Origin of the sequence: Desertibacillus haloalkaliphilus, assembly GCF_019039105.1 — a bacterium.
GTDB lineage: Bacteria > Bacillota > Bacilli > Bacillales > KJ1-10-99 > Desertibacillus > Desertibacillus haloalkaliphilus.
Window position 1 is genome coordinate 167806 of sequence record NZ_JAHPIV010000012.1, and the last position, 12114, is coordinate 179919.

At 39.9% G+C, this 12114-nt stretch carries 13 protein-coding genes and 1 riboswitch; of the genes, 12 read left to right on the top strand and 1 reads right to left on the bottom strand.

What is annotated here, in order from left to right; all coding sequences use genetic code 11:
• Positions 1 to 299: 299 nt before the first annotated feature.
• The 7 genes from lysA to KH400_RS14795 all read left to right on the top strand — a co-directional run bounded on the left by lysA (position 300) and on the right by KH400_RS14795 (position 6904).
• Entirely contained in the window at positions 300 to 1619 is a 1320-nt protein-coding gene (gene lysA, locus KH400_RS14765; RefSeq protein WP_217225813.1) for a diaminopimelate decarboxylase, read from the top strand.
• Positions 1620 to 1761: 142 nt separating this feature from the next.
• The gene (locus KH400_RS14770; RefSeq protein ID WP_217225815.1) at positions 1762 to 2196 is read left to right on the top strand and encodes a peptidylprolyl isomerase; all 435 of its coding nucleotides are present in this window, start codon (positions 1762 to 1764) and stop codon (positions 2194 to 2196) included.
• A 145-nt stretch (positions 2197 to 2341) separates the two neighbouring features.
• Positions 2342 to 2490, top strand: a riboswitch (FMN riboswitch).
• A 238-nt stretch (positions 2491 to 2728) separates the two neighbouring features.
• Complete coding sequence (ribD, locus tag KH400_RS14775) at positions 2729 to 3820, top strand: bifunctional diaminohydroxyphosphoribosylaminopyrimidine deaminase/5-amino-6-(5-phosphoribosylamino)uracil reductase RibD (RefSeq protein ID WP_217225817.1); 1092 nt, start codon at positions 2729 to 2731, stop codon at positions 3818 to 3820.
• Positions 3820 to 4473, top strand: a complete 654-nt coding sequence (gene ribE, locus KH400_RS14780) for a riboflavin synthase (protein ID WP_217225819.1) — start codon at positions 3820 to 3822, stop codon at positions 4471 to 4473. The genes ribD and ribE overlap by 1 nt, the downstream gene beginning before the upstream one ends.
• 32 nt (positions 4474 to 4505) lie before the next feature.
• Complete coding sequence (locus KH400_RS14785; protein ID WP_217225821.1) at positions 4506 to 5699, top strand: bifunctional 3,4-dihydroxy-2-butanone-4-phosphate synthase/GTP cyclohydrolase II; 1194 nt, start codon at positions 4506 to 4508, stop codon at positions 5697 to 5699.
• 103 nt (positions 5700 to 5802) lie between these two features.
• Positions 5803 to 6270: a 6,7-dimethyl-8-ribityllumazine synthase gene (gene ribH / locus KH400_RS14790; protein ID WP_217225823.1), complete on the top strand. Its 468-nt coding sequence runs from the start codon at positions 5803 to 5805 to the stop codon at positions 6268 to 6270.
• Between the two features lie 280 nt (positions 6271 to 6550).
• The gene (locus KH400_RS14795; RefSeq protein ID WP_217225825.1) at positions 6551 to 6904 is read left to right on the top strand and encodes a GNAT family N-acetyltransferase; all 354 of its coding nucleotides are present in this window, start codon (positions 6551 to 6553) and stop codon (positions 6902 to 6904) included.
• A 19-nt stretch (positions 6905 to 6923) separates the two neighbouring features.
• Here KH400_RS14795 and KH400_RS14800 read toward each other — a convergent pair whose 3' ends face one another.
• Positions 6924 to 7445: a DUF309 domain-containing protein gene (locus KH400_RS14800; RefSeq protein WP_217225827.1), complete on the bottom strand. Its 522-nt coding sequence runs from the start codon at positions 7443 to 7445 to the stop codon at positions 6924 to 6926.
• A gap of 155 nt (positions 7446 to 7600) precedes the next feature.
• Here KH400_RS14800 and KH400_RS14805 point away from each other — a divergent pair, with 155 nt between their 5' ends.
• The 5 genes from KH400_RS14805 to ltrA all read left to right on the top strand — a co-directional run bounded on the left by KH400_RS14805 (position 7601) and on the right by ltrA (position 12010).
• Entirely contained in the window at positions 7601 to 8362 is a 762-nt protein-coding gene (locus KH400_RS14805) for a segregation/condensation protein A (protein ID WP_217225829.1), read from the top strand.
• 11 nt (positions 8363 to 8373) lie between these two features.
• Positions 8374 to 8949, top strand: coding sequence for an SMC-Scp complex subunit ScpB (gene scpB / locus KH400_RS14810; protein ID WP_246589674.1), 576 nt, complete (start codon positions 8374 to 8376; stop codon positions 8947 to 8949).
• Between the two features lie 278 nt (positions 8950 to 9227).
• Positions 9228 to 9620 (top strand): hypothetical protein, encoded by a 393-nt coding sequence (locus tag KH400_RS14815; protein ID WP_217225833.1) that lies wholly within the window; start codon positions 9228 to 9230, stop codon positions 9618 to 9620.
• An 86-nt stretch (positions 9621 to 9706) separates the two neighbouring features.
• A complete protein-coding gene (locus tag KH400_RS14820; RefSeq protein WP_217225835.1) occupies positions 9707 to 10198 on the top strand; it encodes a DUF3907 family protein in 492 nt (163 codons plus the stop codon).
• A gap of 528 nt (positions 10199 to 10726) precedes the next feature.
• Positions 10727 to 12010 (top strand): group II intron reverse transcriptase/maturase, encoded by a 1284-nt coding sequence (gene ltrA / locus KH400_RS14825; RefSeq protein WP_217225837.1) that lies wholly within the window; start codon positions 10727 to 10729, stop codon positions 12008 to 12010.
• The last annotated feature ends 104 nt before the right edge of the window (positions 12011 to 12114 follow it).

The window sequence follows — 12114 nt, forward strand, 5'->3', positions numbered from 1 at the left end:
ATTGGGTATCTTCGGTTATTGCGAGTGCGAGATATGTATGATAAAGTTTACGTAAATAATAATCTCTCCATCGTTTAACTGGGGAATTGAGCATTGGATGTCTACTTTGTTTCGGAACTGTGTAATCGGATTGTTGCTGCTCGTATTTGAGGAGTAAGTACGATCTTTAAATATCATGAAGGCTATAGTCGCACGCATGTTAGTGCAGCTAGTGTTCCTACATTAGCTGCATTTCTATTTTAAGCTAATAGGACAAAAATGGGTTCACGCACTTTATCGTAGTAAGGAGAGGGGAAAGTATGTTTTTTCATGGGTCAAGCCAGGTGAATGAAAAAGGGCATCTTGAAATTGGTGGTGTTGATACAGTTGTTTTAACAAAAGAGTATGGAACACCGGTTTATGTGTATGATGTGTCTTTGATTAGAGAGAAAGCTAAAGCATTTCAACAAGCATTTCAAAATCATGGGGTACAGGCACAAGTTGCATTTGCTAGCAAATCATTTAGCTGCGTAGCAATGATTCAATTAGCAGATGAGTTAGGCTTAAGCTTGGACGTTGTTTCAGGTGGTGAGCTCTACACCGCACAAGTTGCGGGTTTTCCGATGGAACGTGTCCATTTCCATGGAAATAACAAAAGCCCACAAGAGATCGACATGGCTGTTGAAGCTGGTATTGGTTGTTTTGTTGTTGATAATTTCTATGAGCTAGAGCTTTTAGAGCGTGCTAGTAAAAAATTTGAGAAACAGGTTTCAATTTTATTGCGGACAACACCAGGGATTGAAGCTCATACGCATGAATATATTTCGACAGGCCAAGAGGATTCAAAATTTGGCTTTGATTTATCAAGTGGTCAAGTTGATCAAGCGATTACTTATGTTCAAAAACGAGAGTGTTTCCAGTTGTTAGGTCTACATTGTCACATTGGTTCGCAAATCTTTGAAACGGTAGGGTTTGTGATGACGATTGAAAAGATTTTCTCATATTTGAAGCAATGGAAAGAAACGATTGGTTATACACCAGACGTTCTTAATCTTGGTGGAGGTTTTGGGATCCGTTATGTTGAGGGTGACACGCCATTACCAGTAGCGGATTACATTGATGCAACAGTGAAAGCAGTGAAAGAGCAAGCTGACAACCTTTCGATTGATGTGCCAGAAATTTGGATAGAGCCTGGTAGATCTCTTGTTGGTGATGCGGGTACAACGCTATATAGTGTCGGCTCACAAAAGGAAGTCCCTGATGTAAGGCATTATTTAGCTGTTGATGGTGGAATGACTGATAATTTACGACCTGCTTTGTACCAAGCAGAGTATGAAGGTGTATTAGCTAACCGAGCAAATGAAAAAGCGGATCAAACCTTTTCGATTGCTGGGAAATGCTGTGAAAGTGGCGATATGTTGATTTGGGATTTACCTTTACCAAAGGCAAATCATGAGGATGTATTAGCCGTCTTTTGTACAGGTGCTTATGGTTATTCGATGGCAAACAATTATAATCGTATCCCGCGTCCGCCGGTCGTCTTTGTAGAAAATGGTGAAGCAACCCTTGTTGTCAAACGGGAAACCTATGAGGACCTCGTGCGTTTAGATTTACCGTTAAGTTCAAAAGAAATGGTATAATTGAAGAGCTGTGTCAAAACATTACAAAGCGTTTGACACAGCCTGTTTGCTAAGACTAATCTCCCTCAGCGGATTCGAAGTCGATTTGTTTGTTTAGATTATGATATGATGGGTAAGATGTTATCATTAGGAGGTTGTACATATGAAAAAAGGAAGCATTACGTTTGAAAATGGTGAAAAGGTTGTTTTGGAATTTTTCCCAGAAGAAGCGCCAGGAACAGTTGAAAACTTTGAGAAGCTTGCTAATGAAGGCTTTTACAATGGATTAACGTTTCATCGTGTGATCCCAGGGTTTGTTGCTCAAGGTGGCTGTCCTGTAGGTAATGGTACAGGTGGACCAGGGTATACAATTAAATGTGAAACAGAAGGTAACCCACATAAGCATGGTCGCGGTTACTTATCAATGGCTCATGCTGGTAAAGACACGGGTGGTAGTCAGTTTTTTATTCTTTTTGAGCCACAACCACATTTAGATGGTGTTCATACGGTTTTCGGTCGTGTTACTGAGGGAATGGAAAGCGTAGACCGCATCAAACAAGGTGATGTGATGAGTGAAGTGAAGGTTTGGGAAGAATAAGCTTAATTAAATCGTAGTTTCAAAGGTATGATGAAAGGTGAGGATTTACCTTTCATCATACCTTTTTTGTCATGACTTTGAAAAATAATACCTCAAAGTAGACAAGCGGTGCTAGATATGTGTTATACTAAGAAAAATCACATACGAATTCCTTCGGGGTCGGGTGAAATTCCCAACCGGCGGTGATGAAGTTGTTAGCTTCTTAGTCCGTGACCCGTATGCACGCCTGTGTATACGGTGGATCTGGTGAAACTCCAGGGCCGACAGTGAGAGTCTGGATGGGAGAAGGAAGAGAAGTGACATGACATGAGCAATGAATGTCTATTCAATAGGAGAAGTATCTTCTTTTTGGCTTAGCTAGAGTGATCATACTTATGCATGCTTATTTTGATAAGCGTCATAGTTAGTAGATCGAGATCCAATTTTAGAGTATACTTGTTCCTTTATTTGATATTTCTCTTACGAAGAAACGATACCCTGGAGACTATTTCTCTAGGGTCTTTTTTATATGAGTGCATAAGGGGGAGAACCCATGAATGATCGAGAATATATGACACTAGCGATTCAGTTAGCAAAAGCAACAACCGGTCAAACGTCACCAAACCCTGTTGTTGGTTCAGTTGTTGTCAAAGACGGTCAAATCAAAGGGATGGGGGCTCATCTAAAAGCAGGCGAGCCGCATGCGGAAGTTCATGCGTTGACGATGGCCGGCGATGAGGCAATCGGAGCAACTATTTATGTCACCCTCGAACCGTGTAGTCACCATGGACGAACGCCACCATGTGCTGACCTTATTATAAAAAAGGGGGTTCGCCGGGTGGTGATCGCGACTGTAGATCCAAATCCAGTGGTTGCAGGAAAAGGAATTGAAAAATTACAGGCAGCGGGCATTGAGGTTGAGGTTGGTTTACTGAAAGAAGAAGCAGATCAAATCAATCAAGTTTTCTTTCACTATATGAAGACCAAACGACCATTTGTTACCTTGAAATCAGCTTCGAGCCTTGATGGTAAAACCGCGACGGTAACAAAGGAAAGTAAATGGATTACTGGAAATGCAGCACGAGAGGACAGTCACCGCTATCGTCATCAACATGATGCGATTATGGTTGGGATAGGGACAGTGATTGAGGATAACCCTTCACTTACAACCCGACTACAAAATGGTGGTAAGAATCCGCTTCGGATCATTCTTGATCATCAGTTACGAATACCGTTAGATGCGACAGTCGTTTGTGATCAACAGGCACCGACTTGGATTGTCACAAGCGTAGATGCTCCAGATGAAAAAGAAGAAAAGTTAGAATCGCTAGGTGTTAAAGTTGTTCGTTTACAAACAAGCGAGATCGATATTCCTGTTCTCCTTGATGTGTTAGGTGAGAAGGGGATTACATCGTTATTTGTTGAAGGTGGAGCTACGCTTCACGGTAGTTTTTTAGTAGCGGGAACCATTAATCAAGTCATCACGTATATCGCTCCGAAACTGATCGGCGGTAAGGATGCTATACCCTCAATCGCAGGTGAGGGGATTGAATCGATGTCTGATGTCGTTGAACTTGAGGTTCAATCGATGGAAAGAATTGGCGAAGATATTAAAATTGTCTCAATTCCAAAGGGGGAAAAATAGTGTTTACGGGGATCATTGAAGAACTTGGTACAATCGAAAAAGTAAATCAATCTGGTGATGCCATTGTAATGGTTATAGGGGCTAAAACGATATTAGATGATGTTCAATTAGGTGATAGCATTTCGGTAAACGGTGTCTGCTTAACAGTAACTTCATTTACCTCTTCATCATTTACAGTCGATATTATGCCTGAAACGGTCAAACATACGAGCCTACGTGATCTCACCAGAGGTTCTAACGTTAATTTAGAGCGTGCGATGGCTGCAAATGGACGCTTTGGCGGGCATTTTGTATCTGGTCATGTTGATGGTGTTGGTGAAATTGTTGCAAAGAAAGAAGTCGATAATGCCGTTTATTATGAAATACGTGTGCCACATGAATTAAGTCACTACTTTATTTCAAAAGGCTCTGTAGCCGTTGATGGCACAAGTTTGACGGTTTTTACAGTAACTGATGAGACGTTCACCGTTTCGATTATTCCTCATACATTAACTGAAACTGTCATCGGTCAAAAAGGAATTGGCGATGTGGTTAATATTGAATGTGATCTTGTAGGAAAATATATAGAACAATTCATTACAAGACGTTTTAGCGAAGCGAAAACGACGTCCTCAATTACAGAACAATTTTTGGAAGAGAATGGTTTTAAATAAAGGGTATAGAGGACCAAAAAAGGGGTGGAATCATGTTTGATCCAATTGAAGAAGCAATCTATGAGTTAATGCAGGGGAGAGTTGTTATTGTTTGTGATGATGAAGACCGAGAAAATGAAGGTGATTTTGTCGCGTTAGCAGAAAAAGCAACTCCTGAAGTGATTAATTTTATGATTAAAGAAGGCCGTGGTCTCGTTTGTGCACCGATTACTGAGACTAGAGCCAAGCAATTAGAGCTCTTGCCAATGGTTGATCACAATACTGATCCACATGGAACTGCCTTTACGGTTAGTGTGGATCATCATACAACAACAACTGGGATTTCTGCTCATGAACGGGCAACAACGATACAGGCATTAATTGATGATGAAGCGAAAAGTCATCATTTCAAAAAGCCGGGACACATCTTTCCGTTAGTTGCCAAAGAAGGCGGAGTTTTAAGACGTGCTGGACATACGGAAGCGTCCGTCGACCTAGCTCGTTTATCAGGAGCAGCACCAGCTGCAGTGATTTGTGAAATTATTAAAGATGATGGCTCAATGGCACGAGTTCCTGACTTGCGTAAAATCGCTGATGAACACGAATTAAAAATGATTACGATTAAAGATTTGATTAAATACCGTCACCGCAAAGACCAATTGGTGAAAAAGGAAATCGAAATTAATCTACCAACTGATTTTGGTGACTTTCGTGCTGTAGGATATACGAATGTGGTTGATGGCAAAGAGAATGTAGCTTTAATTAAAGGGGAGCTCTTGCCTGACGAACCAACATTAGTCCGTGTTCACTCTGAGTGTTTGACAGGAGATGTATTCGGTTCTCACCGTTGTGATTGTGGGCCACAATTACATGCTGCTCTTAAACAAATTGAGGAAGCTGGTTCTGGTGTATTATTGTATATGCGTCAAGAGGGACGAGGAATTGGTCTTATCAATAAGATGAAGGCTTATAAACTTCAAGAAGAAGGTTATGATACGGTGGAGGCAAATGAGAAATTAGGTTTTGCACCTGATTTACGTGATTATGGTATTGGTGCTCAAATTTTGCGAGACTTAGGGATTACGAAAATGAACCTATTAACAAACAACCCGCGTAAAATTAAAGGCTTACATGGGTACGATTTAGAGATTGTTGACCGTATTCCATTGCAGCTACCTCATAACAAAGATAACGAGCATTATTTAAAAACGAAGCACAAAAAGCTTGGGCATTTATTACATTTTTAAAAGGCGGATAAGTTTCTCAGGGTCAAATCGGATGCCTGAGGGCTTCTCCTAGTCTTACATAGCTTTATTAAAAAATTATATGGTATATAAGGAGGAAGTTGAGATGGGAAAAGTATTTGAAGGACATCTTGTTGCATCAGGTTTAAAAGTAGGGATTGTTGTAGGGCGATTTAACGAGTTTATCACGAGCAAGTTATTAGGCGGGGCTGAAGATGCATTGAAACGTCACGGTATTAATGAAGCAGATGTCGATGTTGCATGGGTGCCAGGTGCATTTGAAATCCCATTTGCGGCAAAAAAGATGGTTGATTCAAACAAGTATGATGCTGTCATTACACTAGGGACTGTCATTCGCGGATCGACTCCACACTTTGATTATGTTTGTAGCGAAGTGTCAAAAGGAGTAGCATCACTATCGTTACAGTCAGGTGTTCCTGTGATCTTTGGAGTCATAACGACTGATACGATCGAACAAGCCATTGAACGTGCAGGTACAAAAGCAGGAAACAAAGGTTGGGATGCAGCCACTTCTGCGATTGAAATGGCAAATTTAAACCGTTCATTTGAGTAAGCAAAATGGCGACCTTGTCGCCATTTTTTATGCTCAAGGCTCGAAGTGCAAGAAGAAGCACGGCCGAATATGTAATTGGTGAAACCGATCGACAGTTTGTTATTGAACAGTTGCTTGTTTGACACTAAAGTAATATAAAAGATCACTCTTTTTTATTGAAAAAATGATTACGTTTTTTCAATAATGCAGTATAATAGATAAAGCGATAGATGATCGCTACAAGCAAGTATTAGCTCTTTTGCACATAACTGGTAATTACTAAATGTAATGAGGGATGTATATGTTCATTCGATATAAGCAATCTTACAAAAAAATAGCAATGGGTCTTATATCGTACATGCCAAAAGAGAAAGAAATTAAGAAACTACAAGAGACGATTGACAGGTATGAGACAGACGACAGGTATCAATTGTATTTATGGAAAGAAGATGATGACATCATTGGTGTTTTAGGATTATTTGTCGATGAGGACACAACGGCTGAATTATGTCATCTTAGTGTAAATCCATCTTACCGTCAGGAAGGCATCGGACGAAAAATGATCGCTGCCCTACAAGAGATCGTACCAGGCGAACTAAGGGCGAATGAGGATACGATTGAATTTTTTGAGGCCTGTATGCAAGAAATGAGATAAAAAGAGGTGGGTAAGGAAATTATTCTTTCCTTACCCTTTTTCGAAGTTTTTTTTGGTAGTTACGCTCGTCGATGACGTCTTGTCGATCTCTTAACGCGTGCTTATGAATAAGGTAGTCGTTATCTAATTGACTCTTTTGCCCCCATTGATTCCCTCTATCGTTGCATATTTGTATACATTGGTCTCGCAGGGCTTGATCATGAAGAGGGATATTCATGTCAGTGTATGATTGCTCTTTACTAATCTCTTGTTTTCTTTTTTGTAATTCTTCTATGAAAGCATGATAATCGATACCTAATGAATGAATGGCTTTTTTCTCCTGTTCTAATAACATAAGGGCTCGGTTGATCATGCGATTTGCTCCTCGATAATTGCGACGACGTTGGTGGTAAAGAGCAACAGCAACTTGGATGAGCCCAACCCAGTAGTCGTTTTTCTGTCCTTCTTCTTTCCAATGCTCTTCTAATACTTCATGACATTCAAAAAAATCACGTGCTCCGTGGAAGTAAACGAGATAATCAATATAAGCTTTTGGATACAAGGTTTAACCCCTTTCTAACGTGAATTCGTTATAAAAAGTGTAACATAATTTTCTAGCTAACGTATGCAGATTACAACGTCGCAGAAAAGAAAATTGTGTTATAATCTCATCTAGCTAGAACCAATTTGAATGCAGCAAGGAACATGGTGGTTTTGATGAATCAATATAATGTGAAGCTGGAAGCTTTTGAAGGCCCATTAGATTTGCTCCTTCATTTAATTAACCAAGCAGAAGTTGATATTTATGATATTCCAGTTTCGAAAATAACGGATCAATATTTAGAATATATTCATACGATGCAAGAATTGGAGCTAGACATTGCTAGTGAGTTTTTAGTGATGGCGGCGACTCTTTTAGCGATAAAAAGTAAGATGCTTCTACCAAAGCAGGAAGAAGAACTGTTAGAAGACGATATGTACCTAGAGGAAGATGAAGACCCTCGTCAAGAATTAATGGATCGTCTGATTGAGTACCGAAAATATAAAGAGGCAGCAAAAGACCTTGAGGAGCGTGAGAAAGAGCGTGCACTCGTTCACACGAAGCCCCCAAGTGATCTTAGTCCATACACAGAAGATGCCCCTATTGCACAGCCAAGCTCAGATGTATCCATTTATCAAATGCTAGAGGCGTATCAAAAGCTCATGAACCGAAATAAAATACGGAAGCCCAAGCTGACTACTGTAAAAGCAGAGGAAATATCACTGGAAGCAAGAATGGATGAAATCATCGATGAATTAGGGAGGCACCACGGAAAAAAGAATTTTTATGAGTTATTTCCGTATCAAGATCGTCCTCATATCGTCGTAACGTTTTTAGCACTTTTAGAGTTAATGAAATCAAATTTGATTTTTTGCGAACAAGTAGGAAATTTTACTGACATCATGGTTTATCAGAGTGAGGGGGTTTTTGTTCGTTGACATTAGAAGAAATGAAATCAATTATTGAAGGGTTGTTATACGTGACGGGTGACGAAGGTATTGATTGTAAGCAACTATCTGATGTTCTTGAGGTCAAGGTAGATACCGTAAAGGAAGTCATTGACGATTTGATGGCGACATACCAGGACGACAATCGTGGGATTCAAATTATTGAGGTTGGCGGTTCTTTTCAGTTTACAACAAAGCCTGAGCATGCTCACTATTTTAAGCGACTTGCACATACGCCCAGCCATTCATCTTTATCCCAGGCTGCACTAGAAACGTTGGCTATCATTGCCTACAAACAGCCGATTACACGGGTGGAAATTGAAGAGGTCAGAGGTGTGAAAACGGAAAAGCCCTTACAGACATTATTGGCAAAAACGTTAATCAAAGAAGTCGGACGGGCAGAAGGGACTGGACGAGCTATTTTATATGGCACGACTAAAGACTTCTTAGATTATTTTGGTTTAAAATCAATCAAGGAGTTGCCTCCATTACCAGAAGCACTTGATGATGGAACGATAGAAGATGAAGCAGACCTCTTTTTTGAAAAGTTTGAAGAAAACATGAGTTCATCATCATGAAGCCACTGAAAAAATAAAAGCCACCCTTTTTCACTGCCTCTATTTAAGTATCAATGGGTATGCACGTTGCGCGCCTGCTTTGAGAACCCCACTCATAGTGGGCCTTTAAAAATTGGCAACCGCTCCGCATATTGAATAAGGGAAATAGTAAAAACTAATATTTTCCACTTCTCGCCATCATAGATGAGCTTTTTTAATTTGTCTAACTAAAAATGAATTGAATTTGTTATAATGAAAGAGGTTACATACGTAGTTGATTATCATAGGGGGGCTTGCCTGTGTTTATTAAACAGATTTATGGGGAAGAGCTTGAAAAAGCAAAACCAAATACATCGGAGGATTTTTTTAATCGTTCAACGGTAGTCTATACAGACAAAGGGGAAGATAGAGAATTTCATGTCCTTTATGTGAGATATTTTGACGAGGTTTTCTCAACGTTTACACCGTTTGAATCAAACCCGATATTTACAGTAGGGAGTAGAAATATAACCTTTAAAGATATCGTTGCCTTAGTCTATTTATTAGAAAATCCAGGATTTAAGAAAAATAAGCGCGTCTATTGTAACGATCAAGCACAGTTTGAACAGTACTTTAAGAACCTCAATGTAGATCAATTGCAAGAAATTATACAACGTGTTGAGCAGAATGGATTTGAATTGACGAATCAATAACGTTTTTCTAATGCATGCACCAAGAAATTTTATGTATAATAAGAATATTCATGAAATTATAATAGGGAGAATGGAGGTGACGAGGCATGGGAAATACACTGGTGGAAAGTCAACTTATTGAAGCTCGAAAGACGTTGTTAGAGATTTGTGAAAAGCTTAGTGACTATTTAGATGAAATGACACTGACCGAGATGTTAAGGGAAGAGCACTTAGGGGAGAAAGAATATTATCAGTCCATTCTTTCATCGTTACGAAGAGTACTAGTATTTTGTGAGGAAGGTCAAGATGCTTGTAGTGTTATCCTAAATGGGAAAACGTTTAGAAAAGTGGCTGCTGAAAAAACATTGTATTGGATCTATCATCATTGCATTGAGGAATTCTTTAATCCGAGAATTGACAATTGGTATGAGGATAGTCGCTCTGCCTATACAGGGAAAAATTCCATTAAATTTTCAAAGCCAGTACCAGCATCAGTGAAGGAATTAATGCGGTCCATTGAAGGTGCATTTCAAATGATTCGAGAAGAACTTGAATATTATGAAACTGATTATAAGACGAGAATGGTACAATCAAAATAAAGTAGAAAGGGAGAACCTGTATGGTTCTCCTTATTTGGTTTGCCCAGCACGGGCGAACTCTAACGGGTGAAAGTCCCGAGTACGACCTTGTAGCGGTAAGTACATAGCCAAAAGCAAGGGTGTCCACGGTGACGTGGAATCTGAAGGAAGCTCGAGGCAAACCTCCGGTCTGACGAACAGAAATCATATAGGAGGCAACGTATGAGGATAAGACTGCCAAAGAAGTTAAAGTCCGATAGCTACTACAATCATACGGTGTAAATATGGCAGATAGATGGAGAGAAAGAGTTCGCACCTTAACTGGGGAGGTCTCACTGGTCTGCATCAAAATCTTGTAGTGATACAAGACTGGATAGTGAGAAGTCAGCAGAAGCCGTAGTAGTGAAGACAGCTAACGAAAGTTAGAAGGAGCGAAGGGCTGAACAATTTCATCGTTAGAGAAATCTTGATTGGAAGGGGAAATAGACCACTGGCATGAAGCGGAAAAGTGGATACCTACTTCACGAGACAGAAAGGAAATAACAAAGCATGTATGAAGAAAAACTACTCGACAGAATACTGGACAGAGATAATCTTAACGAAGCATTCAAACAGGTGAAAAAGAACAAGGGTTCAGCTGGTGTGGATGGAATGACCGTAGAAGAACTGGGGGCATACATGGCGTTAAATAAAGAAGAAATCATTTCTCAAATTCGCCAAAGAAAATATCAACCCGACCCCGTATTAAGAGTGGAAATCCCTAAACCAAATGGTGGAATAAGACTCTTAGGCATACCGACGGTCAAAGATAGGGTTATTCAACAAGCGATAGCGCAAGTGCTTACACCTATATTTGATAAGCAATTTAGCGAATATAGCTATGGGTTCAGACCCAATCGGTATGCGGAAATGGCTATCTTACAAACCCTAGAATTTCTAAACGAGGGTCATGATTGGATTGTGGATATTGACCTAGAACGTTTCTTTGACACAGTGAATCACGACAGACTGCTGAATCTTGTATCAAGAACAGTCGATGATGGGGATGTCATTTCCCTCATTCGCAAATTCTTAGTAAGTGGTGTGCAAATTGATGAAGAATACAAGGAAACAGTCATAGGAACTCCGCAAGGAGGAAACCTATCTCCACTACTCAGTAACATCATGCTTAACGAATTGGATATGGAACTTGAAAATCGCAGACTTCGATTCGTAAGATATGCCGACGACAGTATTATTATGGTCAAAAGCGAGATGGCAGCGAAACGAGTGATGAGATCAGTGACAAAGTTCATAGAAGAAAAGCTAGGGTTGATAGTCAATACCACAAAAACGAAAGTGACAAGACCGAATGACCCTACAATGAAGTTTCTAGGTTTCGGCTTCTTTAAAGATTATCAAACAGATTTATACAAAGCAAAACCGCACCAAAAATCGGTAGAAAACCTTAAGTATAAACTGAAACAGTTAACTAGGAAGAACTGGAGTGTTGATACGAAGTATCAGGTTGAACGAATCAATCAAGTAATACGAGGTTGGATTAACTACTTCAAAATTGGCTATATGAAAAAGCTGTTAGGTAAAATAGAATCCCATACAAGAGTATGGTTGAGAGCGTGTATTTGGAAGAAATGGAAAACAGCTAAGAACCGCAGAAAGAACTTAATCAAATTGGGAATGGACAAATACAATGCTTATAAATATAGCTATACAAGTAAAGGTGCTGTCCGCATTGCCTACTCGTGGATACTCACTACGACAATTACGAATAAGAGACTAGCCCAGTTCGGACTAATCTCTTGTGTTCAACACTACAACAAAGTACATGCTTAGTATGAAATTGAACCGCCGTATACGGATCCGTACGTACGGTGGTGGTGTGCTGTGAAAGGCACATCGGAGATGAGGGAAGGCCCCTTGATGGGGATTGAATCAGG